The organism is Nostoc sp. (genome assembly GCF_036918015.1).
GTDB lineage: Bacteria > Cyanobacteriota > Cyanobacteriia > Cyanobacteriales > Nostocaceae > Nostoc.
In genome coordinates, this window is record NZ_JBALEO010000003.1 from 1 (window position 1) to 26611 (window position 26611).

Genomic DNA, 26611 nt, shown 5'->3' on the forward strand with positions numbered 1-26611 from the left:
TATGCTGAAATACTCAATTCGCTTGTTACTCCATTACTTGAAGTATAGAGAAATACCTGTGTTTAGTTAATTCATCCCGCATTTATGCAACGCCGGGAATTGAAGTAGCGGGAGTGGATTTGGCAAAGCTTGGGCAGTTAAAATTAATTATGCTTCAGTCTTTTTTATCCCGTGCAACCCTAATTTTTGTATCAAGCGCTCTAGCGGTTTTGTGTGTTGCCTGTAGTGAAGACAAACAGAACACTGCGATTGTTGGCAATGAGCAACAAACACCAGTTGGGGATCTTGCATCAAGAAAGCCTACCGTTGAACCAGTAAGACCAGCAGCTAGCCCAGAAGCGCAGCCGCTAGATCCGTTTGAAAGTGAACCAAGTCTTTTTGAAATCGGACGAGACAAAGCTGTTGGCGCTTGGAGTATCAGCCAATCGGCTCAATCTCCAGATGATTGGAAATTGGTGGCGAGTCAGTACCAGGAGGCGATCGCGCTGATGCAAAAAGTACGGCGAAAAAGCCCAGAATTTGCGATCGCTCAAACTAAAATTAAGGAATATCGCCGCCAAGTTAAATATGCCCAACAGCAAGCTAATCCTCGCCCTGTTGCAGTTAGAGAACCTCAGAAAATAGTCGTTGTTGTTCCTCAGAGAGAAACCACACCAAAGTTCACTCTACCTCCTATAGAAACAAAGCCGTTATCACCAGAGCCAGGTTTGCCGTCATCAGCAGTGGTGATTCCCGATGAAGCAGTATTTACAGCGCCGATAAAAAGGCGAATTGGTGGTACGCCGATTGTGGAAGTCACCTTCAATGGCCAGCAACAATTTGAGATGATTGTGGATACGGGAGCAAGTGGCACTGTAATTACCCAAGATATGGCTAATGCTTTGGGAATCGTGACAGTGGGAAAAGCTAAGGCAAACACCGCGAGTTCCAGAGCGGTAGAATTTCCTGTGGGCTATGTTAATTCGATGGCAGTTGGCGGGGTAATAGTGAATAAAATACCAGTTGCGATCGCAGGTGCGGAACTAGAAACTGGACTTTTAGGACATGACTTTTTTGGTAATTATGATGTCACCATTAAGCGTAATGTCGTAGAATTTCGCCCGCAATTGCGATCGCAAATCAATTCCCCAGAAACTCCACTAACTCCTCCAATTTCGTCCAAGCAGCCCCACTTTGTAGGATATCCTTAGCGATTTTAATACCCTCAGCGTGATCTAGGAGTGCGATCGTACCCGCTACTTGCAGCGCCAACGACGCATTTAAGGCAACTGCATCCTGTTGCGCCTGAGTTCCCTTACCTTGGAGTACAGCCTTGAGAATCTCCGCATTCTCTTGGACATCTCCACCCCGAAGCATACCTATGGGAGCAGGCGTTAAGTCTAAATCTAGGGGATTAATGGTAGTTAACTGCACTTCTCCGTCTGATAACACCGCCAAGTCAGTTTCATCTCCTAACCCAGCCTCATCAAGTTTTTCTCGCCCGTGCAGCACTATCGCCTTTTCTTTGCCCAAATTCTGTAAAGCTTCGGCAACAGTTGCCAAAAGCTTGGGAGTATATAAGCCCACTACCTGCCCAGTTGGACGCAAGGGGTTTACTAACGGCCCGAGCAAATTAAAAATTGTTCGCACTTTCAAAGTCCGTCGTAATGAGGCAACGGCCTTGAGTGCTGGATGCCAACCAGCGGCAAACAAGAAGGTGATCCCCACTTCTTGTAGTGCGGCTTGCACTTTTTCGCTAGAAGCATTTAAGTTTACACCCAAGGCTTCCAATACATCTGCGCTTCCTGTCAGACTTGAAGCTGAACGATTGCCGTGTTTAGCGACGGGTATACCGTAGGCTGCGGCAACAAAAGCAACAGCTGTAGAAATATTGAAAGTTGATGACCCATCTCCACCAGTACCACAGGTATCAATTACAGTGCTGAGTGCTGAGTGCTGAGTGCTGAGTAGTGGTGAGGGCTGAGTGATGAGTGGGGAACATTGAGATTGTAATACTTCAGCCATACCGGTCAACTCGTCGGCAGAAATGCCTCTAAAGTTCAGCGCTGTTAAAATTGCTCCCGATAACTCTGGGGGAACCGCTTCACTGAGCCAACCTTGCATCAATTCAGCAGATTGAGTACGAGATAATGATTGTCCATCTATTAATTGTTGCAGCAGAATATACCAGCTAACAGACGATTCTTGAGCAGAGATTGGAGAAGTTGCCATAGCTAAGGTTTTTGTAGGTATGGGAGCCATCCTACCGAAAAATGAGAACGTAGCAGCCAAGCTTGGGAAACTAAAATCCCAACATTTTGCTGTTCTGAGGAGTTGACATTTAAGCAATTACTTATATATTCTACAAATAGTTAAGCGTTTGCTTAAATATATGGTTAATAGGAATGAGTAGACCTGCTGCGAGTGCTGATGTTTTTGTGGCGATCGCAGATCCCACACGCAGGGCGCTACTGGATCTGTTACGTAGTGGTGAGCAACCAGTCAAAGAACTAGCCCAGCCATTTGCCATGAGCTTGCCAGCGATTTCTCAGCACTTACAGATTCTTTGCGAAGCAGGCTTAGTACAAATGCGAAAAGCAGGGCGACAGCGTTTCTATCGGCTAAACCCGGAGCCATTGAAACAGATATCTGAATGGATTGCTCATTACGAGCAGTTTTGGCAAGAAAAACTCGATGCCCTTGGCAATTATTTGGAGGAAAATTGATGCTCCGATTGAATATGGAAGTGTTTTATCCCTATCCTCCCCAACGGGTTTGGCAGGTACTCACTAACCGTCAGGCATTGGCAGTATGGTTAATGGAAAACGACTTTGAGCCGCGTTTGGGACACAAATTCCGATTTGTGCATTCGACACTGCCGGGGTTGGAGGGAGAAATAGACTGTCAGGTAATTGAACTCGATGAGCCAAGACGACTGGCATTCACTTGGCAAGACAGTATGATGTGCCAGCCTTCAGTTGTTACCTGGACAATCCAACCCGTAGTTGGGGGTACGAAACTTCTACTCGAACATAAAGGTTTGATTCAAAAAGCCATCAAGCTCAATGAACCAATGGAACTTTCCCAAGCGTGGCAAGGCAAATTTATGCATGAGTCCAAGGCAGGGATGCAGACAGTAATACTAAATAATCGCAGCACTGTATTCTCGTCAATACCAGTTGATAGATATGAGGTATTAGATAGTATCGTTCTTAGTTATTTTCTCAATGGTGGATGGAACTATAGTTTGCATGAAAAACTACCACAAACCTTACTTATAAATTGCACAAACTGTCAAGATTGAGAATCCAAAATTCCGAATATTTTGATATCCAAGCTTAATCATCAGTAAGAAAATCAAAAAACAATAGCACGCTTGATTTTGCGATCGCAACTGAATTATTACCACAAATTCAAGCGTGAATTCACATACATATTGCACGCCAATATCTACTTTTTTGACCTAAATCAATTCAAGGACTTGTACTCTTGCAGGGGAAATTTATTGTTTCGTCTTTGTCCCTATGCTTTTTTGGTCAGATTAGTATTAGCCAAGCCAAATTAATTAGAGATAGAAAATATGAATTCTCAAACTCTACTCAGCATCCCTATGATTATTCAACAATCAGAAAGAGGGGAACGAGCATTAGACATTTATTCACGCTTACTTACAGAAAGAATTATCTTTTTGCGAGGCGAAGTTACAGATGAAACAGCAAACCTCATCGTTGCCCAAATGCTATTTCTTGATGCTGAAGATCCAGAGAAAGATATCACATTGTATATTAACAGTCATGGAGGTTCAGTGACAGCAGGAATGGCTATTTACGATGCTATAAATCAAATTCGTTCAGAAGTATGTACTGTATGCATCGGCATAGCTGCTTCAATGGGATCATTCTTGCTTGCTGCTGGAACTAAGGGTAAAAGATATGCTCTACCAAATGCTCGAATTATGATTCATCAACCATTAGGAGGCGCTCAGGGAAGAGCTTCTGATATTGAAATTGCAGCCAAATAAATTTTGTATTTCCGCCAATTAATGAACAAAATACTCGCTGCTAATACAGGTAAATCACCAGAGCAGATTCAACTGGACTATGAACGGGATTTTTTCATGAGTGCTGAAGAAGCAAAAGCTTATGGTTTAGTTGACAGTATCATCTTGAAAACATCTGCATCTATTTAATCTGCAAACTACTCTAATATCGATAAACAGTAATGGCTGGAAACGAAAAATGAAAATACTCATCATTGGTGGCACAAATTTTATTGGCCCTTCTGTAGTCCGTCAACTGATTACAATGGGTCATGAAGTGAGCATATTTCATCGGGGAAAAACGACAGCTAATTTACCACCAAATGTGCATGAAATTTTAGGCGATCGCTCCCATCTTTTGGATATGAAAAGCAAGTTTAGGCAGCTTTCACCTCAAGTTGTGGTAGATATGATTGCCTATAACGAACAAGATGCACTAACTCTAACGAACACATTTGAGGATATTGCCCAGCGTGTTGTTGCGATTAGCAGTATAGATGTCTATCGTGCATACGACGTGCTTTGGGGTAAGGAATCTGATGTTGTGCCTGTACCACTTACGGAAGATTCGCCCTTACGCCAACAACTCTATCCATACCGGGAAATGCCCTCTAGACCGATCACTGTGCCAAGTGATTATGAAAAGATTCTGGTAGAACGGGTAGTGATGACATCCAACTTACCCGCAACGATTATACGCCTGCCAATGGTATATGGTTCCAGAGATGTCCTGCATCGCTTGTATTCCTATCTTCAGCGGATGGATGATAACCGTCCTGCAATTGTTTTGGAAGACAATATCGCTCGATGGCGTGGCTCTTACGGCTATGTAGAAAATGTAGCGTGTGCGATCGCACTAGCAGCAACAAACGAACGCGCAACTGGTCGCATTTATCATGTCGCTGATGTAGAAACACTTACCGAAGCTCAACGCATCACCAAAATCGGGAAAATAGCGGGATGGCAGGGTAAAGTTGTTATCGTACCCAAAAGCCAGTTATCGACAGAGTGGAAATTGCCTGGTAATACAGAGCAAGATTGGTTTGTAGACTCAACTCGTATCCGTCAAGAGTTGGGATACAAAGAAATTGTGCCGTTAGATGAAGCATTACGGCGAAGCATTGATTGGCAGCGGACTCATTCACCTCAAGAACCGCAGCAGTTTGCAGTACCGTGGTTGCTGGACTATGCAATAGAAGATGCGATTTTGTCTAAATTCCGTTGAACTTTATAGTTAGTAATAAATAGCTCTTTTCCTTTAGCTGCACCACTTTGTTTGTAGTTATTCATGCCGTACTGTAATTCCCACTCGGAAATATTAGCCCATTGAAAATTTTCTCGAATTTGCTGTGAGTTGTCGTAGGTAATTAACCAGCGATGATGACATTGTTGCAAAAGTTCAGCAAATCTCTGATGTTCAAAAGAGGTGTGCAAGTCACCATCTTTACCATATAGTTTTGATTTTGTAGCACTAAAATATGGTGGATCTAAAAATAAAAATAAATTTTCTCCTTCTGATTTTAATAGATGGCTATAATCTAAATTTGTAATTTGGACGTTTTTTGATAAGATATTTTCTAGCTTTTCAAGTCGTTCTATTGAAGAATTGGTAAATCTTTTATGAAAAGCTTCTTGGGAAAAACCACCTGATTCTACAGTTCCAGAAAAAGTAATTCTGTTAAGGACGAAAAAACGAACTGCTCTTTCTATATCAGATAAATTATTGACATCTACACTTGTCAATTCTGTAAAGAGTAATTTGCCATCTGTATATTTGACTTTAATATGTCGAATTTCTTTAACCAACTGAGCTAGATCAGATTGAGCAATTTTCCAGAATAAAAAAAGTTCGCGGTTTAAATCGTTAATCCAAATTTTGATGTCAGGAAACTTTTGTTTTAAATAAATGAATACAGAACCACCACCTACAAAAGGTTCTCGAAATTCCGAAAAGTTTTCTGGTAAATATTCAGATATTTGATTTATTGCTTTCGACTTACCACCAGGATATCGTAGAGGACTTTTGAGCATAATTCGTAAACATATTTAAATATTTACAAAAAAACTATTTAACCATCTGTGAAATAGTCTGAATCTATCTTTTTGATTTCATAAACCGATACTGTTGATACACCTACATTATTATCAATCATCAATTGTGCTAATTCTTGCCCATCTATTAATACAACCTTTATATCTATGTCTGCCACATAATTTTTTGCATCTTGAGTAAAATTAGAAGTGGTAATAAACACTCCTTTTTTTGCTCTTTGACCATATAAGGCACCAACAAACTTCTGAATTTCTGGTCTGCCTATAACATTAGCATCCCATCTTTTAGCTTGGATATAAACAACATCTAATCCTAATTTATCCTCTTTGATTATACCATCAATTCCACCATCACGACTTTTACCAATTGCTTTACCTGCATCACGCCTTGAACCTCCATAACCCATTTTAATAAGTAAATCAATCACGAGTATTTCAAAAAAATCTGATGAGATAGTTTTAATCCGATTAATTAAATCTATTTCCAATTCCTTGCGAATTTTTTGATATCCTAATTCTATAGACTCTTGGGGAGTTTTTTCTGATATTTCATCAAACTCTAAACTAGGCTTATCAGCTTGTTTTTTGGAACTCTTGAAGTTAATAAATTCAGAAAACTGACCAAGGAATTGAACATCTATCTCTTGTAGAGATTGTCTAGCTACATTTATACCTTGTTCTGTAATTTCAAAATAACCTCTTTTTGGGGTTGCTAATAACCCTGCTTTTTTTAAGTATGTTCTTGCCCATCCTACCCGATTATCAAATAATGGTTGTTGACCACTAGGTAATAATTCTTTTCGTTCGTCTTCACTTAAATTAAACTGGTCGGCTAAAGTTCCAATGGCTTCTCTCATGGAGTGTTCTTGACCATCAAGTGCATATTTAAGCAACGGAAGCATTATCTTTTGATAATCAGGTATTGCCATTTTTATCTATCTAAAAGTTTACAAATATGAGACTATAGGCATTTTTAACATCATTTATAAAAAATTGGTGAAAAACAAGTTAAGCGATCGCAATCCTACTACTACAATATTACGTACCCGTAGTATATATGGCTAAATTTTATATCGAGCTTATGTTGCAATTTCGTAAAAATCTGTTACATTACTTTACAGGCAGTTATAACTGTTACAACATAAAAGCTCGGAGTATTATTTATGGCAGAAGTTAAGAAGACTACGCCTTTGGTTTCAGAAGATCCTAATGCTTTGCGCTGGGGCTTCACTCCTCAGAGCGAAAACTGGAACGGTCGTTTTGCAATGATTGGTTTTTTATCCGCCGTTGCACTTGAAGTATTTTCTGGTCAAGGGATTTTACACTTCTGGGGCATCCTTTAGATTTAAACGTTTTTACCTTCATTAGATTATGAGGCAAGGCGGGGATTAGTAAAATTGTCTGCCTTGCCTCATAATCTCAAGAATTAGAAAAATTGCTAGCGTGATGAGCGAAATATTACACGCCCTGGAGATTCTTCTTGATTAATTCGCGTGTATACCCGAAGGCAAGTTAAGACTTCGCCAGGAATACCACCACAGTCTAGTTGTAAGTCATCCTTGGATAAAGCACAGATATCTGCATAAAGTCCCGATAATTGGCGAATTCGCACTTCATTACCTGCATTAATTGCCTCGTCAGCGACTTTCTTCAGAATACGCCGTGATTCATGTTGTAGCTTTCCCCACCAAGAATAGCGTTCAGCCGGTGGTACGAAGACTAGGGAATGTATAGCCTCGTCCATGTCAATCCAAGCACGGAGAATTGATAAGGGATCGGTGTTTTTCTCTGCTTTTTGGGTGCGTTGGAAGCGATCGCTTAAAGCATCAATATATTGATGTCGCTGTTCTGGTTTAGAGTGTAAGGAAATGACATCGAAGCTAAAAACGCTCTTTAAAGCATGATGTAAATCTGGGTCTATTTCAATAAAATTCATATATAAAAATAGGAATGCCGCTGGTAAATCGGATGCATTCCCTTGGATAATTTGAGAATTTGAAAGTGCTTGTTGATACAAGCTCAATCCCTGAGTTTGAACAGTACCACTAAGTCCGGGGTAGATAATTTCGTCGCGGATAAAGGGAAGCTGATAAAGGTTAGAATTATCTGCGATCGCACCAATTTCTTGAGCGAGATCCAAGGTACGCTGTTGCCAAGATGCAGCTAAATCCTCTGGAAGTCGTAGCAGTTTGCGCTGAATCTCATTCCACAAATCTGAATCTGTTTGGCTTTGCAGTTGGGAATTACCCAGATAATAACTAAGTTCTGAGTCAGAATTAAAAGCTTCTCGAAGGTGATTTAGTTTTAACTCATCTGGCGGATCTTCCCAACCAGTATTTTGCTGTGGCGGTTCAGGTTGTAAGAGGTTACGAAGTTCTTGCAGCACATCATCACATATTTTAGATCCAGGATCTAGTGGTAATTCTGCGCGAGCCTTATTCAAAGTAGCCTCTAGTCCATACAAACTAAACCGCAGTAATCGGGCTAACTCTGAGTTTTCTATCTCTAATAATTGACGCAAGTGCTGCATGAATATCACCTCCAAATATTTTTGTAGCGAATTAAACTTGCAAACCTCTGCGCCCCTTAGCGTTTACTCCGCGTCCCTTTGCGTTGAAAAATCTTAATTTTTTCAACGCAGAGGAACGCATTCGCAAAGCGTCTCGTAGAGAAGGTTAGCGCAGAGGAACACAGAGGTTTAATGTATGCCGCAAAAGGGATCACGTTCTTTATCAACTTCATTAGGTTGCAATTCTAATTCAGCACGATAAACACATCCTTCTTCTTTCAAACATTCTTGATTTTGTGATGTCCAGTAAGGTACTTCACCAGCGTGCATCCTTAGAATACCTCGATCGTCGAGAGTTACACGATATTGGCAAGGGTAATCTGTGGTTACATCTGGTTTACTGAGTGCGCCAATTCTTATCCATTTTTTGCTGTTAGTTTCGGCATCTGTTTGATAAACATAGAAGGTGTGTTGCCCAGTTTGTGGGAATGGAGGTAAGGGATTACTAATTAACCCAATTCCCGGTTGCGTCACACCATCGCGCAAATAATGAAATTTGTGAAACGTTTTACTACCATCATTTCCGACTTCAAATACGAGATGATAGGCATCTGGTTGATCGACGGTTGCTGACTCAATAACATTGACGGCAATATCACCATCATTCAAGTTTTTATTGAAGCCTTCTACAGCAATATTCCAATTCAATTTACCATCAGCAAATAGCGCTGATGTTTCTGAAACTACCGATTCTAAATCAATACCAGAAATATCAATTAAATAATGGGGATTGCCTTGACAAAGCAATACATTAAATTCGAGGGTTTGGTCAATCTCAAACTGGACTTTGATTTTTTTTAGAAACTCTGCTTCTGGCATTTCCAGTTGATTCATGAGGTTTTTGCCGTCAAAGCTTCCCCAAAGCCGTAAATCTCCTTCTTCGTAATCTTGACGGTAGATAATGTTAGTTAATTGTATGCCTTGCCAATGAGTACGAACTTTAGCAACAGTTTCCCAAGGTGCGAGTTGATAGAGTTCTTGTCCAGCTTTGAATATAGTTAGTAAATCGTTGCTTTGGGTTTTGCGTTTGAAGTTGCAGGGCAAATAATAAAACAGGTTTTTAACATCAATTTCTAGCTGGTTGGCTCCCTTACGCAGCAAGCTTTTAGACTCTTCTGGATCGAATCTCAATCTTCGCAATTTCTCAGCATAGCAAGCCCCGGCGGAGGTGGCTAGCTTAGTAAATTCCAACACAAAGGTAATCCGTTCTGGATTCCAGACAAAATATGGAGATTTACTAAATTCTTGGTATATTTGGCGTTGCACTATGTCTAAATTACAAGTTTTACCAGACAAAATTAACCAATCAACTTTTTGGGAATTCCAAGAATCTTTGGTGAGATCGTCGGGACGCAAACGACTTTCCATTAATCCTTTGGCAATTCCGATCGCTTCTTTAATTCCAGATGCGGCAGCTCGTTCAAATTGCTGGTTATCTAAGGTTACGCAGATGTTATTTGGATCTTTGACTTGCAATTTAACGGCGCTTTGAGTAAGCAATTCAGAAATTTGCTGCTCAGAAAGTGTGAAGGTTAATAGAGAATTCTCTGCTGGTGGCTTTTGTCCAAGTTTAAGTTTAGCTGCTTCTGCATGATCCCAGAGAATATAAAAAGATTGCAGACGTTGAGGTGCTTGCTGCCAACGAGTAGGCAATACTTTCTCGGCAGTATCTAGGGCATCTTTGTAAGCAATATCGCCTTCTGGATTTTCTCTATCCAGACATTTTAAAAGACTGCCAGTTTTGAATTTTCCTTGTTCTAAAAAGCGCTCATTTAACTCGGAGTTAATTAAATCTTCTAGCTTTTCGTTTTCAATACCACCTGTTGTTACTGCTGTCAATAAAAAGTCTGCGATCGCAACTTTTAATAATCTGAAAATTCGCAGTGTAATTAACTCACCGCCTAGCTGTAAATGACCAGATGAACCTAATAGTTTGGGGGTAAGTTTATAGTAACGTCCTCCTAAACCTCGGTCTTCATAATCAGCAAAGGCTGGGGTTTTATCTTCTAAAGTCAGTTCGATTAAAGCTAAGTCTGTGGTTCCGCCGCCAATATCCAAGACAAGGACATTTTGTGACCATTTGTTTCCTACTTGGCGACAACGAGTTTTGAATGATTCGATGCCAATGTTGAGATTACCGCCAAATTCTCGCCATAAAAAGAATATTGCCACGGAAACGGCTTCATCATAAGCAGTTTGCACATCATCGATTCCCAACTGCTCAACTAATTCCCTAACTTCTTTACGAACAACTGGTGGTGCGACAGTTGGGTAGGTGACAACTGCTGTTAAAAAATCTCCTTCAGAAAATCTGCGCCGTGCGTGTTGGCGGTAGTCTTCAGTTAACTCGATTAAATGCGCCCAAGCAGATTGTATTAGCTGATTGGCGGTAATTGTTTCTTCTTCGCCATCCAAAATAACTGAAAACGATCGCTCCTGACCAAAATAGCGTTTGGGTGAATGGTGAAACCTGCTGATAATTTCCTTTAAAGAACCGCTTGTACCTTGAGCGATCGCTTTTTTTCGGTTATCTCTAGCTTCCCTACCCATCCGTAGTTTTAAGTCCCCTAAGTGTGAAATTTCCGACTCGCTGGGAATTTCCGTATCGCGGCGATCGATATCCAGCACAACTGGGATCAGATTTTGCGACTCTAGGGTAGGGACGCGGAAAACCTCATGATAGATTTGGTAAAGTTTTTTGCTGACAGCCCGGCGGAATCTCTCGCTGTTTCCTAAAGAAAGTTCAATTTGGCGAATTGCTTCTAAAAATCGCTCTTTATTATCACTTTCAAAAATTTCACTCAATCGGCTGGGTTCTATCTCCAGATTTTTGCTAATTTCTGTGATAAACTTTGCCCAATCATCAGCGCTGACATCCGGTAAAGCGACTGAGGCGGGAGAACTGAGCCATTGCGATAAGCGATCGCGCAACCGAATTTCTTGTTCTTTAGGTAAAATTTCTGCGATCGGTACTTCAATTGGATCGAAAAGTGTGACTGTCGAATTCGACGTACCAAAATCTAAAGCAAACCATCCCGGAAATCTTTTTTGTTGTTTCTCGCTTGGTTCGCGATCGCTATAGTTATTCAATTGGAAAGGGTTCATTATAGTATCACTTTCTGTTGTTTATTTTATAGCTGGCTAAAAACTGTAATATTGCATTATAAAATTACAAATTCAGAGAATCCTTATGGTAAAAACTTTTAATTTTTGCTCCTGTACCACTGATTCTGTTTAGCACTAGCTTTTTTATTTAGCGCGATATCTACGCCTACGCTTTTATATGAAAGGACGTAGGCGTAGCCCAAACTAGGCATCGTTATGAAAATTACGGTAGTTACTAAGTTGATGTTGAAGACTGTTGCTCAGTTGCAAGTCTTACTTGTTCGATGGTTAAATTAAGTGATTGGGCAACCTCTTCCATCGACATACCAAGGGCTAAGAACTGAGGTACAACTTCAAGTTTTGCTTGTTCTCGTCCTCGTTGTAGTCCTAGTTCTAGTCCTTGTTCTCGCCCTAGTTCTAGTCCTAGTTCTATCCCCTCTTGTTTAGCTTCTTGATAAACCCTAGTTTCTTCTAACTTAACTCCTAACATTGCTTCTACCTCTTCACGACTTAAGTTTGCGAATTTATAAACTGCAATTGTTGTGATTACATCTATTATCTCCTTCTTAGCCAAAACAGTTATCTGCTCTTGTTGCACCCGCTCAATTAAACGTTTCGCTTCCTGAACCATTTGAGTCTCTGAGGCGATAGTCAACTGCATCAAACTGATACCTACTTTTTGCTCATCAGGGCTACCTAACTCATCTAAATAAATTCGCTGTACTTGGGAACTGTTCAGTAGCGATCTGTGAATAGTAGTCTTTTCCGGTTCCAAGCTGCGAGATTGTAAAATAATTACCCCGTACCAGTCATCGTAAAGCGACGGGTTACGATACATATACAGCATGGATTCGGAGAAAAAGCGATGGTACAGTAACTCATCCTTTTGGAATTGTACCTCAGCAAAAAAGATCGTTTGAGATGTTGCATCCGGTGGAGGTAAAAATACCCCATCAATCCGAAATGTTGGTTCTCTAACCTCAACTGATTCAAAGCGATAGCTAGCAGCTTCAGGCGGTGGTTGTTCTACTAACTCGAAAAATAATCCTGGAACACGCTTAAAAATTGTATAAAAAATTGCATCACGTCTCACAAATATATCCTCATCTCTCGACGCGATCGCGTCATCTCAAATCCAAATCGTCTGAGGGAGAAACAGCCGCCATTTCGGAAATAATCTGCAACCAAGTAGGAATTTCTATCTCAGATGGTAATTCCCCAGCTGCCAAATATCTTAGCAAAGTTTCTTTTTTGGAAAGGTTTTGCAGACTAGGAATAATTTGATCCAAAATACCTTCTAGTTCGGAATTAATTTGCTGATTAACTTCGCTGACATACTGCACAAGATGCAGGCTGGCGCTAGCTGTAATTTCATCTCGCAGTCGCAGTACTAAAAGTTGATGATTGCTCGATCTGGGTAAGCCTTGGCTTTTCTCTGGTGCCCAATCAAAGATTTGACCAACGTTGTGTTTATCGTCTTGACGTGCTAAGGGAAAGATGATTTCGGGGGCAACGGTTTTGTCTTTGCTAGTAATTTCCGAGATGATTGCCTCTTTCCATTCGTTAGGATCGCATCCTAGTAATAATTTGTAAAAGAGATCGGCATCTTCAAAACCAAATTTTTCTTCGATTTCTTGTTCCATTTCTGGGTGGAAAAATGCCTGCAATTGTTCGCGTTCTGGGGCAATATGATTTGACAATTGGTTTAACAAATCTACCACGGCTTGCTGGATGCGATCGCGGGCAAAATCTTCTACTTCTTTAACGGTTTTCTCAAATACTGGATAAAAATCATCGCTCTTAGTCGGAAGGGAAGTATTTACGCGGTTTCCCCGATCGAATAATTTCCCAGCTGCACCTTTAGATTCTGCCAGAGCGATCGCTCCATTATTGGCTTTGTTGAAGAGTAAAGTCCACTGGTTCCAATTAAGGATTCTAAAAGTGAGTTCGTCTTTAACTACATCGCTGACAACAACACCTCGCCGGTCTTTAAGTGGTTCTTTGCCGATATCTTTTTGAAAATTTCTGTAAATTTTATCTAAGCTTTCGACCACAAAGCGCAACTCGATAAAAGCGGGACTATCGCCTGTGGGGATACCTTGCTCGTGAATTTCATCTATGATGTCTTTCAAGTGATCTTGTTGCTGACTCACCACATCAGCAGCTCTTTTAGTATCTTCATGCAGTTGCTTCAGACCATGAGTAGCTACATGAGTTTGAATCAATTCCCGCAGCTTACTAAGTCCGCCATCTTGACTAAAGTAACCTAGCTGTCTGCCTAAATAGCTACGGGTATTAGATTCTATCAGCCGTTCACTTAATAGCTCCCATTTCTGTTGTAGCCGTTTAGACCTGTCTAGGTAATCAGGATAGTCTAAGTTAGCTAAAAACTCTGGTGAACCAGCTTTGACTTTACTAGAACGTTTTGCCAATTCAGCCAATCCCAACAGTGGCGACAGTAAAACGATGCGGTCTTTTTGGGTTGTAAATGCTGCTGCACCGTCAATGGTAGTTTGCAGAACTTTGAGTTTTTGAAGAACCGTTTCCTCTTCTAAATGGCTATCTTCAATGAGATGGTCAAGTTCTCTTTCGCCACCCTCGCTGTCTAGAGGTAGTTGATCGAAGCGACCCACACCGACGAGAATTAAATCTTTCAGGTCTTGTCCCGGTCGCTGCTGCTGCATCATGGTGAAGATTTTATTGGCGCGATCGCTTCCGGGAGATTTACCATTTAGCAATACCAAAATTGTCTGTACTTCTGCCAATTCCCGCAGTGACAAAAAGGTATCCCTAGCCCCCGAATTAGCAGCCCCCAATCCCGGAAAGTCGATGAGAATAAATTTAGCTGCGTCTGCAAAATCCCAAATTTCCCGTGAGATTTTGACATCGATATCGACGCGGCGAATTAGTGGGAAACTATTTTGTAATAACTTTGTTGGTAGCCTCTGGGGTGGACTCGGTAATCTAATATGCGCTGGCGGTAAATCCTCAAATTTCAGAGTTTGGATTGCCATTGGCTGCTCGACTAGCTGTAGCCCCTCGCGGGCAGTCATCGCATCAATTTGGTAGTGCCCACCACACATAACTTCCCCATAAGCTTGATAAGCCCGCAGGAATAATACTAACTCCCGGAGTAAATAACGCAGTTCTAAATTGTTACTGCTATTCCATGCTTCTTCACACCAGCCAATAATATCTGTGCCAGAGTTGAGTTTCGATACTGGTATTGGAGGAAGCCCTGCTGCTGTTGTTCGTTTATTGGCTTCCCCTAACATGAAGCGTAGACACTCGTGTACTCCCTCATGGGAAAGATATTCTACCGTAAAATTACTTAATTGCGTCGTTGCAAAATCGTCTTGCGGGATAATATGTATGGCGGTAACATTACCTGTAGTGGGGTTTTCACTGACTGGCAAAGCATCTGCATATCCAATTAGACTGCCTAAAAGTAAGGTTTTTCCACTACTAAATTCCCCCATTACACCAATTTTGACAGGCGAAGTTGCCAGGTCTACAGTTTTCTGGGCAGCCGATCGCAAACGAAGAAGACAGTCATCAAGACTAGCTGGAACCCAATCTTCTTGTTTAGAAGGGTACTGGGGCACAGAATCTATCTTTCGGAGGATGAATTCGCCGTACTCCTTAAAACGGCCCAGTTTATCTGCTTCCATAAAGTAGTTTCCGCCTAACATTAATTGCTGTGAGCTTTATAACATATAAAATGCGATTACCAGCCATTGTTGCAACGTGTTGATATCACATTTAGCATTTCTCTCATTTAACTTGCGATTTTGGGATGAAGCATTTTGCATAGTTAAGACAATTTTGAAACATTGGGTTTTGTTAGGAAAAATAAAAAAATTATATTCTTCAAAATCAAGGTTTACGAATAAGTAAAGTTGGGTTTTATACCACTAAATTATTGAAGACTGCTTAGGAAAGATGTGGGTATTAAACCCTTTTATACACATGATTTAAGGAATAAGAGTTTTAGACAATTTTTGCGTAAGTCCTTAAGATACAAGGTTTTTGGTGCTAACCCAAGGGCATTAGAATATAATTCACTACTACACAAGCCAAATCCGCCTAAGTAAAAATTTTTAAACCAACGGAGGTGGGTAAAGTTTCGTGTAGCCGCAATAAATCGCCGTCTTTACAATAATCAGTCCTTTGTAGAGACGGCGATTTATCGCGTCTCTTACCTTATTATCGCGTCTCTTACCTTAACCGAACTGTATTGGGAGATGAATGGGAGACTAACAGGTATAGATTTCTACCAAATAAGAAGACCTCTCCTTAGTTGTACTAAGTGATAGAGGTCTTTGGAGTTATGTTATTTTGGCTAACAGTTTAAAAACTGCTTGTTATATCAGCCTATAACTGTTCTCTTACGCTTGAAGATGATCCCTAAACCACCTACTAACAGTGCGCCCATAATAGTAGAGGATTCGGGAACAACTTTAACCGTTGCTGCTATAACTTTGAAATCTGGCCCATTGTCATTAGGAATACCAGGAATAAGCCCATTATTGTTAGAGCTAGTTAATCGCAGTCTTTGAGTAGTGATTCCATCTAAACTAATGCCTATGGAGCCAATATTGAAAGGCCCATTGTTAAGAATTGGAAAGACCTGACTACTGATGTTATAGTCGGCTTTGGTGTAGTTTTGCTTCAAAATTTTGTAAGTCGCTATAACTTCATTATTTTCACCCAAAGCTTCCACCAATAAATCGCTATCGCCTGCAACTGAACCACCTGCTGTTCCACCACGCTCCCAAAAGAGGAAAGTATTCACGGGATTGGCGAAGGAGACTTCAATGCTGGCTGTATCTGCATTTTCTCGCGTCACCAGAATGCTATTTAGATTTAAGTTTCCCAAACTGTCAACAATGTCTTGAGCAGTTGGGTTTGGTTTTGAGGGGCCTTCTGGAAGCAGGGCGTCATCAGGAGTATTAGGGCCTCTTCCTGAATTCAGTACACCGTATACATTTCCATCTGGGAGAGTGTATGTATCATTTCGGAGAATCTCTGCTGCGGTGACAACTTCAAAGCTATTAATCGTTCTTCCACTAAATTCTACTGAATCCAACCGGATATCCCTTGTGGGATCATTGAGTAGACTAGATGTAGGGTCGTTAGTCGGAGTAGCTGTGACATTAGTTTGAAACGAAAATTGGGTGAATGATGCTGCCTGAGCAGGTAATGTTAGTATTAGGGAAGCCACTGATATAGAAGCAGCACTTGTTGCGTAGGCGTAGCCCGCCGAAGGCATCGCTATTGTCTTTGCAAAGATATTTGTCATTTGTATTTTCACCTTGGTAGACACCAAAAAACTTACCTGAGTGAATCAGATAGGTTACTAGACAGAACAAATTAGTCGCACAGTCTCAAATGTGTGCAACCTCACCCCTGCTTCTGCAAAGAGCGAATTATCAGACTTTTTTACACTTCGGACAATTAACCCTTCAGTTTTTGAAAGTCTTTCATCAGATTTATGATTCTTTACTACTAAATCTTGGTCGATTTACCGTAGTTTAGTAGAACTATCCCATAGCTTTTTGTCTGTGTCAATTGGTAAAAAAAGTTTTTATAACTTTTGTGTGGGCGATCCTTTCAGCCAAAATGCTGTTATTAGATACAATACCTTAGCCAATTTACGAGGGTTCAACGCCCGTAGAAATAGGATGAATACGTCCTAAAGAAGTAACCTTGGCAAAATCTGGTTTAATAAAATAGGCTCAGGCATTTCAGGAAGCATTTTTAAAATTTCACGGACATATCGAAAACCACCATAGGAAGCCTTAACCTGGATTTCTCACTTGTGAGAAATCCAAGGAGTGTGGGAGGTGTGGGAGGTGTGGGAGGTGTGGGAGGATGGGGAAGAAGTCTTACCCCCCACACTCCCCACACTCCCCACACTCCTCTTCCCCTGAAGCCTACACTATGCGTGAGAAATCCGGGCTTAAGATCGATAATGCCGGAGTCGGGATTGTGTTGACGAAAATCTAAGAGTTGATGATGGGATAAACTGACCATAAAAAATGCGTGTTTTAGCAGCATTAGTCACCGCCGTTTGACTGAGGTTCATCAAGTTTTACAATCCCCAGAACTGCTTGGCATCTCGAAAATCAAACTCGATTTGGAAGCGTAAACGCCTCACAGAGAATCATATAGTTTTAGTGAAGCTAAATCAGGTTTTTCAACAATGCAATTACATAGCTAAGATGAATTTATCAGTGATTTTAAAAATAAACAAAGTCAAACAAGCTCCTTGATATATAGATAGTTTAAATTTCACCAAAAATGCGGAAGTTAATCTTAATGATAACTTCAGCATTTTTTCAATTTATTTACAGTAAAACAGGATTTCCTGGGCATATAAAAATAAATAAAGTATTAAGATTGTTATAAGGTTGGCATAAACAAGATTATATCCATGTATTAAGAAGTTGTATTTTCAGCATATTACCTTAATAATTTAGGCAGAGCAGGCAGGCAAAAGTGTTTTCTAAAAAGGTGCAGAGCTACGTTAAACAAATCATAGTTGAAGAGGAAGAAATACAACAGGATGAAAAAGTATTCTGCCAGCAGGCGGATATTGCTCCCCTGATGATTTGGATGTCTGGATGCAATGCACTTTATTGTTACTTCAATTCTAATTGGCTGAAATTTACTGGCACACATCTCACAAAAGCCGCGTCTGCATCTGCGCTAGAAGAGGAAATAGGCAATATTTGGACAGGTAGCGTCCATCCAGAAGATAGACAGCGATGCGAAGATATATACCTGAGAGCATTTGCGACGTATGATTCCTTCCAGAGGCAATATCGTCTGCGTGGTGCTAATGGCGAATATCGCTGGATTTTAGATACAGCCGCGCCACGATTTGCGGCAGATGGTAGCTTTGTTGGTTACATCGGTTATTGTATCGATCTAACAGGAGTGCCGATAGGGATCGGTCAACCTTCCCTAACAGAAAGCTACTCGCTATCTACAAATTCTTCTCGTCGCCTACGTAAAATTACAGATAGAGAACGGGCGACAGAATTAGCAAAAGCATTAGAGCAACTGCAAACTGAAATTAGCAAACGCCAAGCAGTTGAAGCACAGTTACGCCAAAAAACATCAGAATTTGCCGCGATTTTGCAAGTACTTCCTGATTCATACTTTCGTCTTAATGCTGATGGAAGTATTCTGGATTACAAGCAAGGGTTGATGGATAGTCTGTATATCCTACCAGAAGATTGTCAGGGCAAGAGTTGGCGAGAATGCTTACCGACTGCTGTAGGCGATCGCTTCCATCAAGCAATAAATCAAGTACTTGAAACTCAATATGAAGTCAGTTTTGAATATACCTTACCGTTAGCGGAAGAAAATAATAATTTTGAAGCTAGATTATTACCATTACCAGACCGACAAATTATAGTTCTGATCCGCGACACCAGCAACAACATCCAAGCAGCCTTAATAGAAAGTGATGCCAAGTTCCGCAGCATTGTAGAAAATGCCAACAACGTTATTTTTGCGCTGACACTTGAAGGGATATTTTCTTACGTTTCTCCTAACTGGACTGAGATTTTTGGGCATGAGGTTGCAGAGGTTGAAGGCAAATCCTTTATTCCCTTTATACATCCTGACGATGTGCATATCTGTGTCGATTATTTTCAAAGAATTTTGACAACAGGCGAAAAACAAAAAGCAATTGAATATCGACTCCAACACAAAAATGGTAGTTGGCGATGGCATACAAGCAACTCATCTGCTATTAAAGACGCTAATGGCAATATTTTGTACTTCGTTGGTATTTGCCATGACACCACTGACCGCAAACAAGCAGAAATTGCACTCAGAGAAAGCGCCCAACGAGAAGCACTCCTCAATCGTCTTTCTAATCAGATTCGAGCTTCTTTGGATCTGAATCACATTGTGGAAACCGCAGTACAGGAGATTCATAACTTATTTCAGATCGATCGCTGCGTCTTCTTTTGGTATCGGCAAGATGCTGATGTACCATACTGGGAAAAAGTCTATGAGGTGAAAAATTCCTTTTTACCCTGTCTGCTTAACGACCAAGAAGCAACGAATGGAGAAATCGAACTAATCGCAGCCAAAACTTTGAACGGAGAAATCATCCGTATTAATGATACTGAGACTATGGGCGATTCCATAGCACAGCAGTTTTTGCAGGATTTTGGTTTCACTGCCTTTATGTCGCTACCCGTACATACCCAATCTGGCGAAATTGGTGCATTTAGCTGTGGTTATTGTAGTGGCTTTCGCCCTTGGCTGAACAACGAAGTAGAATTACTACAAGCAGTTACAGTTCAACTAGCGATCGCCATTGACCAAGCTAAACTTTACACCCAAAGTCACATCACTGCCCAAACTGCCCAAGACAAAGCCCAGCAACTAGAAGCAGCACTGCTAGAACTTCAACAAACTCAAGCGCAACTGATTCAAACTGAAAAAATGTCCAGTTTAGGACAATTGGTTGCAGGTATTGCCCACGAAATCAATAATCCCGTCAATTTCATCTACGGCAATATTAGCCACGCCAGTGAATATACTAAGGATTTGCTGCACTTAGTAGAACTTTATCAACAGAGTTACTGCCCACCAACACCAGAGATCGATCGACAAATAAATAACATTGATTTAGACTTTCTCCGGCAAGATTTACCCAAAATCTTGGAGTCTATGAAAATGGGAGCCGAACGCATTCGGCAGATTGTCCTATCTTTACGCAATTTTTCTCGTCTTGATGAAGACGGTACAAAAGCAGTAGATATTCACCAAGGTATGGATAGCACCTTGCTGTTGTTGCAAAATCGCCTCAAAGCCAAACCAGGACATCCCGAAATCCAAGTAATCCGAGACTATGGCAACCTACCACCAGTAGTGTGTCACGCTGGACAGATGAATCAGGTATTTATGAATCTGTTGACAAATGCGATCGATGTTTTAGAAGAGTCATTTGTCATTAGTCATTTGTCATTAGTAAATAACACTGAACAAAGAACAAATGAACGGCAGTTGCTTCTCCTGTCGGAGACGCTGCGCGTAGCTTGCTTCCCCGAAGGGGTACAAACCGGGAAACCCGTCCAACGCACTGCCTCCCAAGGACAAATGACTTTTCCACAGATTCGCATTCGCAGCCTCATTCAAGAAGACCATGTAATCATTAGAATTGCTGACAATGGCCCAGGCATGAGTGAGGAAGTACGCAAACGCATATTTGACCCCTTCTTCACTACAAAACCTGTGGGTAAGGGCACGGGTATGGGATTATCAATTAGCTACCAAATTATAGTCCAAAAACACGGTGGAAAAATCCAGTGTATTTCAGCACCAGGAGAAGGTGCCGAGTTTGTTGTGATGATTCCACTAAAGCAAGAACCCTCAACGTAGATATCACACAATAGAGATATGAGTGAAAAAATGTAGAACCGTAGCACTGCTACATCTCTACAGGGGTTCTGGATAACGCATATTTAATTTCTGGAGATATAGCTGAGTGCTGTTAGCGGTAGCGGGGCGTTTAGCCCGTGCTGAGTCAAAACTCAGTTGTTTCAAAACTTTGAGCAATCAATACTGTCCTAATCTGTATGACTACGGCGATATCTAATTTTAATCTAAGCTTAATCAAAAATTAACCTAACAGTTGTTAACTAAGATCAACTCACTTTTTGCTGCAACATTTGAACCCCCTCAATAACCTAAAATTTACAGGAATTGGGGGGATTATCTCTTTTAGTATAGGGAATTAGGTTTTCAAAACGTTGCAATGGTAGTACTATCTTTGCGTAGGCATAGCTCAACCCAGGCGATGTACACAACGAACTGCACCTACGCACCTTATAAAAAAATCCCTGAGTACAAATCAGATAGAAGGCTGGGATGATACAACCCCAAAGTCAAAATAGTATCACCTACACACGCGTTATCCACCTAAGTCATGTAATTGACGTAGATATTCCCCAATGGTCTGGAGATCCCACAGTAGAATTTGAAACTGTGGCTGAACTAAATAATGATGGCTATTACCTGCGGCGTTTCTCTTTGGGGGAACATAGTGCTACCCATATCAACGCCCCTAATAGTTTTCATAGTTCTGCTTTGGGAATTGACCAATACCCAGCCCAGTCTTTGGTTGTACCAGCGGTGGTCATAAATATTTGCCAAGCCACAGCGGATAATTCTGATTATGCCCTGACTATTGCTGATGTTTTGGCTTGGGAAGAAGAACACGGTGAAATTTATTCTGGCTGCGTAGTTTTACTGAATACTGGTTGGCAAAAAAAGTGGTTGGATAAAAGTGCATTCCTCAATCATGATGCTCAAGGGATTCCCCACTTTCCCGGATTTGGCAGTGATGCCACTCAATTTTTACTTGATAAACGGCAAATAATTGGGGTAGGAATTGATACTCATGGTGTAGACCCCGGACAGGATAACAGCTTTACGATTAACCGCCTAGTTTTAGAAAAACCGCGCATTGTGTTAGAGAATCTGACAAATTTGGATCAATTGCCACCTAAAGGTACTACTCTAGCGATCGCACCTCTAAGATTACGTGGTGGTTCTGGTTCTCCTGTTGGAGTATTGGCGTTAGTGCCTTAAGACAAAGAATTCAGAACTCAGGAGTCGGAATTCAGAATTGATACTTAATAATAATGATATACAGGGCAATGCAACGGTGTAACTCCTTCAGAAAATGCTGCCCAGGCTAAAAGAATTGCATCGTATAGGACTCATATCTGATTTCTGAACAATATTTCAGATAAAACCCTAGATAAAACGGGCTTTTCAGTCTCAGTATATTTTCAGAAATCAAATCGGAGTCCTATAGATGCTAACTTAGAATGAGATTCTTGTTGAAGATAAGGCTTTCAGCCGCCGATACTGGGTAACTCCTTGCGCGGTAATGGCTTTAAGAGATTGCTTAGAATATATTTTCAGCTAAATTAGTACGAATAGTTCTGTAAGAAGCAGGATTTTTATCGCATTTTGAGGTGTGTATGTAATGAATGCTGAAGAGTTTCTCAGACGTTATGAATCAGGAGAACGAGATTTTTCTAAAGTCGTTTTGAAAGGTCTTCAGCTAAATCATCTTGATTTGAGTGACATCAATCTCAATCAAGCTTGGCTTGAATCCACTTGTTTGATGGGAACCAATTTAAGCAGTGCAAACATAAGCGATGCTAATCTGAGGTTTTGCTACTTAGGTTCTGCCAATTTAACCAATGCTAATTTAAGTAACTCACAAATAGAGGCAACTAACTTTAACGAAAGTAATTTAACCAATACTGATTTAACCAAAACGTTTCTTTGTGACTCTAGTCTAGTTAGAGCAAATTTAACGTCAGCGACAATACAGGAATGTAACTTAGCAGGTTCGTTCTGTCGCCAAACAATTTTCAAAAATGCTAATTGGGATTGGAATTACACTGACGTAATTTTTCATGAAACCATATTGCCCAATGGAGATATTGAGAGTTATAACTATCACCCTAGCGAGGCTGTTGAGTCATTACAAAAACGCTATGATTCAGGAGAAAGAACTTTCACGTTAGAGCACGCTTTAGATTTGACAGGAATTAGATTGAGCGGTAGTGTTCTCTGTTCGTCGTGGCTTACAGACTCTGAATTACATTATGCTGACTTGAGAAACTGCAATTTTGAAAGCTCAAGAATTCAAACATCTTTTTTTGATTTTGCCGACCTGAGTGGCGCTGTTTTCAAGGAGGCAGGTTTAGCTGACAATTCCTTCATTGCCGTTAATTTAAGTGATGCAAGTTTTGAAGGAGCATATATGAAAGATGATGACCACAGGTGTTGTTTTGATGGTGCAATCTTTTGTAGAACTATCATGCCAGACGGAAGTAATCGAAATAATGGATGTTATACCATTTCTTTGTGAGGCTGCGCCAAATTTTCTTTCTTCCTTTGTGTCCTTTGCGCCCTTTGCGGTTCGTTCCTTATATAATTTGGCGCATCTTTATACAGAATTGGTATTAACAGTTATAAGTTAAAAATGCAGCTGAACGAATGCAATGTAGCAAAGCCACGCTGCCTTGCTTTTGTGTAAGATAAAAACCTGGCTCATGAATTCTGACTTGACGATAACGTAGAAAGCAAGCAAACTGGAGATTTTCAAAATGACAACTCCGCTATCTTGCCGTAATTATATAGATGGCCAATGGTTGAGTGCCGGAGAGGAAGCAACCCTAGAAAGTCGCAACCCTGCTGACAAAACCGAAGTCGTGGCCACATTTCCCCGTTCCCAAGTTAAAGATGTTGATACAGCGGTAGCCGCCGCCCGTAAAGCCTACCGCAGTTGGCGGACAGTCCCCGCCCCAGTGAGGGCAGAATACATCTTTCGCGTTGGGGAAATATTACTTCAGCAGAAAGAAGAACTTGCCCAATTAATCAGTCGGGAAATGGGTAAACCCTTGACGGAAGCTAGGGGAGATGTCCAAGAAGGTATTGACTGTGCCTTTTACAGTGCTGGCGAAGGGCGGCGATTATTTGGGCAAACGACACCCTCGGAAATGTCCAATAAATTCGCCATGACTGTGCGGATGCCTATAGGAGTCTGTGCCTTAATTACTCCCTGGAATTTTCCGGTGGCAATTCCTTGCTGGAAAGCTATGCCAGCCTTGGTTTGTGGCAATACAGTCATTCTCAAACCTGCCGAAGATACTTCCGCCTGTGCAACTAAATTGATTGAGATTTTTCAACAAGCAGGTTTACCACCAGGAGTAATTAACTTGGTGCATGGTGTGGGAGAGGAGGCGGGGAAAGCTTTAGTTGAGCATCCCCATGTAGATTTAGTATCTTTTACCGGTTCTTCAGAAACGGGTGCTTTTGTCGGCGCTACTTGTGGACGCACTCACAAGCGTGTCTGTTTGGAAATGGGTGGTAAAAACGCTCAAGTGGTGATGGAAGATGCCGATTTAGAACTTGCTCTCGATGGTGCAGTGTGGGGAGCATTTGGGACAACTGGGCAACGGTGTACGGCTACCAGTCGCTTGATTTTGCATCGTGATATCAAGGAAAAATTTACCGCTATGCTTTATGAGCGTACTAGTAAGTTACGCTTGGGTGCTGGCACTGACTCTGAAACAGATATTGGCCCGATTGTCAATGAAAAGCAACTCCAACAGGTGAGGAAGTATTTGGATATTGCTCGTGAAGAAGGAGCAAAGGTTTTAATTGGTGGGGAAATTGCTAGTGAAGGCTCATTGAAAAACGGTTACTTCTTTCAACCGACTATTTTGGATAATGTAACTCCTGATATGCGCGTCGCCCGTGAAGAGATATTTGGGCCAGTGGTGGCATTAATTGAGGTTAGCTCCTTTGAGGAAGCGATCGCAATTCTCAACGATAGCAATTATGGTCTTTCTTCTTCAGTTTACACCCGCGATATCAACCGGGCTTTTACTGCCATGCGCGACATCGAAGCAGGTATCACCTATATTAACGGCCCGACTATTGGCGCAGAGGTACACTTGCCCTTTGGTGGTGTGAAACAAACCGGTAACGGACACCGAGAAGCTGGAACTACTGCTTTGGATGTTTTCACAGAATGGAAAAGTGTCTATGTTGACTTCTCTGGAAGTTTGCAACGCGCTCAGATAGATAACCGCAGTTAGTTATTTGTAAATACACTTGGGTTAAGGCTTGATTATCCCTAACCCTCCTTAAATTTGAATCCGCTTTGCTGCTTTAAACCGTTGCAAACTCAGTGTATTTCCTCACTTCTGGAGGCTGAAATGCTAAGACAATATCACTAGCAGGAATACCTAAACGCATTAACTCAGTTGCAATTCCTTCTTCAGTCAAATCTTCTTCAATGTAAATTTTTTCATTTTTGATGCGAATATAGACAGAAATTCCTTTAACTCTTTTCCCTTGTTTCCAACCAATATTGAACCACAAATATTGACTTCTTTCATCATCAAACATTAACACTTCATCCACATCAACAACAGTAACTTGTGAAGATATTCTTTGATAGTCTGTTAATATTTGCTTGATATTATTTTGATATTGAGTTAACTTATCCATTTCACAATCTCCTGTTTATTCATATCAACAACCAATAGTGAGACTTGATATTTTGCCACAACTAATTGAATTGCAACTTTTTGAAAAAAATCTTCATAGATTATTTCTCCTATTGCCAAATATAATTCTCTTTCAGGATTTTCAAGAGAAAGAAAAGCTTTATAAATGAGATACTGACCTAATGCAGTTTCAAAATCACGCATAGGAGAGCGACTCAGAAAACTTTTAATTTCAATAACAATTTGTTTTCCTTCTCTACTCGCGGCAATGGTTTTTTCACCAGCAAGGTCAGCAAACAGTTTAACTTCTTCATATTTAATCGGATAAGGATCGGCTGTAATTATCCAACCATCTTTAATTAAGGCATTTTTAACCGCATCATGGTATACATCTTTTGCTGGCATTTTCTCCCTGATATATAGACAAAGTAGCTATTGGGGTAGTTAATATAATTGTACTAAGGGCGGTTATGTTTGCGATAATTCATTCTTTGGAAGTCACTTAGCTATGAATTTCAGAGTTAAGCGATCGCTCTTGAACACCATTTTTTCAGACTAGATGCAGGGTTTGTCTTTGTTTGGTGCGATCGCTTAATTATAAAAACTCATTGCCAGCGAAGCAATCTCCGAAAAGTGCGATCGCTCTTGAACACCATTTTTTCAGACTAGATACAGGGTTCGTCTTTGTTTAGTGCGATCGCTTAATTACTGGACTTTAGACTAAAGGTGAGCGATCAGTAAGTGAGAGGGTGGGCAAAAAATAAAGGGATGCCTGTAATCACAAGCACCCCAGTAACG

General features: G+C 40.9%; 20 protein-coding genes and 3 pseudogenes. 11 read left to right on the forward strand and 12 right to left on the reverse strand.

Annotation, left to right across the window (positions count from 1 at the left end; all coding sequences use genetic code 11):
- Nucleotides 1-149: 149 nt before the first annotated feature.
- Entirely contained in the window at nucleotides 150-1190 is a 1041-nt protein-coding gene (locus tag V7K61_RS00590; protein WP_335050003.1) for a retropepsin-like aspartic protease family protein, read from the forward strand.
- Here V7K61_RS00590 and trpD read toward each other — a convergent pair.
- On the reverse strand, nucleotides 1120-2211 hold the full coding sequence (gene trpD, locus V7K61_RS00595) for an anthranilate phosphoribosyltransferase (protein ID WP_335050005.1): 1092 nt from the start codon (nucleotides 2209-2211) through the stop codon (nucleotides 1120-1122). The genes V7K61_RS00590 and trpD overlap by 71 nt on opposite strands.
- A 173-nt stretch (nucleotides 2212-2384) precedes the next feature.
- On the opposite strand from trpD, the gene V7K61_RS00600 reads away from it, so the two are divergent.
- The 4 genes and pseudogenes from V7K61_RS00600 to V7K61_RS00615 all read left to right on the forward strand — a co-directional run bounded on the left by V7K61_RS00600 (nucleotide 2385) and on the right by V7K61_RS00615 (nucleotide 5243).
- Nucleotides 2385-2705 (forward strand): ArsR/SmtB family transcription factor, encoded by a 321-nt coding sequence (locus V7K61_RS00600; RefSeq protein ID WP_229492935.1) that lies wholly within the window; start codon nucleotides 2385-2387, stop codon nucleotides 2703-2705.
- The gene (locus V7K61_RS00605) at nucleotides 2705-3283 is read left to right on the forward strand and encodes an SRPBCC family protein (protein WP_335050007.1); all 579 of its coding nucleotides are present in this window, start codon (nucleotides 2705-2707) and stop codon (nucleotides 3281-3283) included. The genes V7K61_RS00600 and V7K61_RS00605 overlap by 1 nt, the downstream gene beginning before the upstream one ends.
- Before the next feature lie 306 nt (nucleotides 3284-3589).
- Nucleotides 3590-4168 (forward strand): annotated as a pseudogene (gene clpP, locus V7K61_RS00610) (ATP-dependent Clp endopeptidase proteolytic subunit ClpP).
- Between the two features lie 49 nt (nucleotides 4169-4217).
- Nucleotides 4218-5243, forward strand: a complete 1026-nt coding sequence (locus V7K61_RS00615; RefSeq protein WP_335050009.1) for an NAD-dependent epimerase/dehydratase family protein — start codon at nucleotides 4218-4220, stop codon at nucleotides 5241-5243.
- On the opposite strand, the gene V7K61_RS00620 is transcribed toward V7K61_RS00615, so the two are convergent.
- Together V7K61_RS00620 and V7K61_RS00625 are read right to left on the reverse strand one after the other, a co-directional pair.
- On the reverse strand, nucleotides 5204-6049 hold the full coding sequence (locus V7K61_RS00620) for a DNA adenine methylase (RefSeq protein ID WP_335050011.1): 846 nt from the start codon (nucleotides 6047-6049) through the stop codon (nucleotides 5204-5206). The genes V7K61_RS00615 and V7K61_RS00620 overlap by 40 nt on opposite strands.
- 38 nt (nucleotides 6050-6087) lie before the next feature.
- Nucleotides 6088-6999 (reverse strand): restriction endonuclease, encoded by a 912-nt coding sequence (locus tag V7K61_RS00625; RefSeq protein WP_335050013.1) that lies wholly within the window; start codon nucleotides 6997-6999, stop codon nucleotides 6088-6090.
- Nucleotides 7000-7233: 234 nt separating this feature from the next.
- On the opposite strand from V7K61_RS00625, the gene V7K61_RS00630 reads away from it, so the two are divergent.
- Nucleotides 7234-7413: a high light inducible protein gene (locus V7K61_RS00630; RefSeq protein WP_334987544.1), complete on the forward strand. Its 180-nt coding sequence runs from the start codon at nucleotides 7234-7236 to the stop codon at nucleotides 7411-7413.
- Between the two features lie 95 nt (nucleotides 7414-7508).
- Here the strand turns inward: V7K61_RS00630 and V7K61_RS00635 are convergent, their stop codons facing one another.
- The 6 genes and pseudogenes from V7K61_RS00635 to V7K61_RS00660 form a co-directional block, all read right to left on the reverse strand.
- Complete coding sequence (locus tag V7K61_RS00635) at nucleotides 7509-8600, reverse strand: hypothetical protein (RefSeq protein ID WP_335050016.1); 1092 nt, start codon at nucleotides 8598-8600, stop codon at nucleotides 7509-7511.
- Between the two features lie 168 nt (nucleotides 8601-8768).
- Nucleotides 8769-11744: a molecular chaperone gene (locus V7K61_RS00640; RefSeq protein WP_335050018.1), complete on the reverse strand. Its 2976-nt coding sequence runs from the start codon at nucleotides 11742-11744 to the stop codon at nucleotides 8769-8771.
- A gap of 235 nt (nucleotides 11745-11979) precedes the next feature.
- A complete protein-coding gene (locus tag V7K61_RS00645) occupies nucleotides 11980-12837 on the reverse strand; it encodes an Rpn family recombination-promoting nuclease/putative transposase (protein WP_335050020.1) in 858 nt (285 codons plus the stop codon).
- Between the two features lie 31 nt (nucleotides 12838-12868).
- Nucleotides 12869-15415, reverse strand: coding sequence for a proteasome protein (locus tag V7K61_RS00650; protein ID WP_335050022.1), 2547 nt, complete (start codon nucleotides 15413-15415; stop codon nucleotides 12869-12871).
- 698 nt (nucleotides 15416-16113) lie between these two features.
- Nucleotides 16114-17046, reverse strand: coding sequence for an exosortase-dependent surface protein XDP2 (locus V7K61_RS00655; RefSeq protein ID WP_335050024.1), 933 nt, complete (start codon nucleotides 17044-17046; stop codon nucleotides 16114-16116).
- Nucleotides 17047-17398: 352 nt separating this feature from the next.
- Nucleotides 17399-17547, reverse strand: a pseudogene (locus V7K61_RS00660) (IS4 family transposase); the annotation flags it as partial.
- Nucleotides 17548-17565: 18 nt separating this feature from the next.
- Here V7K61_RS00660 and V7K61_RS34025 point away from each other — a divergent pair.
- Nucleotides 17566-17742 carry a hypothetical protein gene (locus tag V7K61_RS34025; protein ID WP_442936280.1) on the forward strand — a complete coding sequence of 59 codons (177 nt, stop codon included), beginning with the start codon at nucleotides 17566-17568 and terminating at the stop codon, nucleotides 17740-17742.
- On the opposite strand, the pseudogene V7K61_RS34030 reads toward V7K61_RS34025, so the two are convergent.
- Nucleotides 17709-17898: pseudogene (locus tag V7K61_RS34030) on the reverse strand (IS4 family transposase); the annotation flags it as partial. The gene V7K61_RS34025 and the pseudogene V7K61_RS34030 sit on opposite strands and share 34 nt — an antisense overlap.
- Before the next feature lie 347 nt (nucleotides 17899-18245).
- Between V7K61_RS34030 and V7K61_RS00670 the strand changes: the two are divergent.
- From V7K61_RS00670 to V7K61_RS00685, 4 genes are all read left to right on the forward strand, one after another.
- The gene (locus tag V7K61_RS00670) at nucleotides 18246-21152 is read left to right on the forward strand and encodes a PAS domain-containing protein (RefSeq protein ID WP_442936279.1); all 2907 of its coding nucleotides are present in this window, start codon (nucleotides 18246-18248) and stop codon (nucleotides 21150-21152) included.
- A 489-nt stretch (nucleotides 21153-21641) separates the two neighbouring features.
- Nucleotides 21642-22364: a cyclase family protein gene (locus V7K61_RS00675; RefSeq protein WP_335050026.1), complete on the forward strand. Its 723-nt coding sequence runs from the start codon at nucleotides 21642-21644 to the stop codon at nucleotides 22362-22364.
- A gap of 403 nt (nucleotides 22365-22767) precedes the next feature.
- Nucleotides 22768-23664, forward strand: a complete 897-nt coding sequence (locus V7K61_RS00680; RefSeq protein ID WP_335050028.1) for a pentapeptide repeat-containing protein — start codon at nucleotides 22768-22770, stop codon at nucleotides 23662-23664.
- Between the two features lie 238 nt (nucleotides 23665-23902).
- Nucleotides 23903-25399 (forward strand): aldehyde dehydrogenase family protein, encoded by a 1497-nt coding sequence (locus V7K61_RS00685; RefSeq protein WP_335050030.1) that lies wholly within the window; start codon nucleotides 23903-23905, stop codon nucleotides 25397-25399.
- Nucleotides 25400-25472: 73 nt separating this feature from the next.
- On the opposite strand, the gene V7K61_RS00690 is transcribed toward V7K61_RS00685, so the two are convergent.
- Nucleotides 25473-25814: a XisI protein gene (locus V7K61_RS00690; protein ID WP_335050032.1), complete on the reverse strand. Its 342-nt coding sequence runs from the start codon at nucleotides 25812-25814 to the stop codon at nucleotides 25473-25475.
- The gene (locus V7K61_RS00695) at nucleotides 25802-26218 is read right to left on the reverse strand and encodes a XisH family protein (protein WP_335050034.1); all 417 of its coding nucleotides are present in this window, start codon (nucleotides 26216-26218) and stop codon (nucleotides 25802-25804) included. The genes V7K61_RS00690 and V7K61_RS00695 overlap by 13 nt, the downstream gene beginning before the upstream one ends.
- Nucleotides 26219-26611: the final 393 nt, after the last annotated feature.

Excerpts from the sequence above, each read along its gene's own strand:
- V7K61_RS00590 (WP_335050003.1), top strand. The coding sequence starts at position 150 with ATGCTTCAGTCTTTTTTATCCCGTGCAACCCTAATTTTTGTATCAAGC.
- V7K61_RS00615 (WP_335050009.1), top strand. The coding sequence starts at position 4,218 with ATGAAAATACTCATCATTGGTGGCACAAATTTTATTGGCCCTTCTGTA.
- V7K61_RS00600 (WP_229492935.1), top strand. The coding sequence starts at position 2,385 with ATGAGTAGACCTGCTGCGAGTGCTGATGTTTTTGTGGCGATCGCAGAT.
- V7K61_RS00630 (WP_334987544.1), top strand. The coding sequence starts at position 7,234 with ATGGCAGAAGTTAAGAAGACTACGCCTTTGGTTTCAGAAGATCCTAAT.
- V7K61_RS00695 (WP_335050034.1), bottom strand. The coding sequence starts at position 26,218 with ATGCCAGCAAAAGATGTATACCATGATGCGGTTAAAAATGCCTTAATT.
- V7K61_RS00690 (WP_335050032.1), bottom strand. The coding sequence starts at position 25,814 with ATGGATAAGTTAACTCAATATCAAAATAATATCAAGCAAATATTAACA.
- V7K61_RS00625 (WP_335050013.1), bottom strand. The coding sequence starts at position 6,999 with ATGGCAATACCTGATTATCAAAAGATAATGCTTCCGTTGCTTAAATAT.
- V7K61_RS00655 (WP_335050024.1), bottom strand. The coding sequence starts at position 17,046 with ATGACAAATATCTTTGCAAAGACAATAGCGATGCCTTCGGCGGGCTAC.
- V7K61_RS00620 (WP_335050011.1), bottom strand. The coding sequence starts at position 6,049 with ATGCTCAAAAGTCCTCTACGATATCCTGGTGGTAAGTCGAAAGCAATA.
- V7K61_RS00675 (WP_335050026.1), top strand. The coding sequence starts at position 21,642 with ATGATACAACCCCAAAGTCAAAATAGTATCACCTACACACGCGTTATC.
- V7K61_RS00605 (WP_335050007.1), top strand. The coding sequence starts at position 2,705 with ATGCTCCGATTGAATATGGAAGTGTTTTATCCCTATCCTCCCCAACGG.
- V7K61_RS00680 (WP_335050028.1), top strand. The coding sequence starts at position 22,768 with ATGAATGCTGAAGAGTTTCTCAGACGTTATGAATCAGGAGAACGAGAT.
- V7K61_RS00635 (WP_335050016.1), bottom strand. The coding sequence starts at position 8,600 with ATGCAGCACTTGCGTCAATTATTAGAGATAGAAAACTCAGAGTTAGCC.
- trpD (WP_335050005.1), bottom strand. The coding sequence starts at position 2,211 with ATGGCAACTTCTCCAATCTCTGCTCAAGAATCGTCTGTTAGCTGGTAT.
- V7K61_RS00685 (WP_335050030.1), top strand. The coding sequence starts at position 23,903 with ATGACAACTCCGCTATCTTGCCGTAATTATATAGATGGCCAATGGTTG.
- V7K61_RS00640 (WP_335050018.1), bottom strand. The coding sequence starts at position 11,744 with ATGAACCCTTTCCAATTGAATAACTATAGCGATCGCGAACCAAGCGAG.
- V7K61_RS00650 (WP_335050022.1), bottom strand. The coding sequence starts at position 15,415 with ATGGAAGCAGATAAACTGGGCCGTTTTAAGGAGTACGGCGAATTCATC.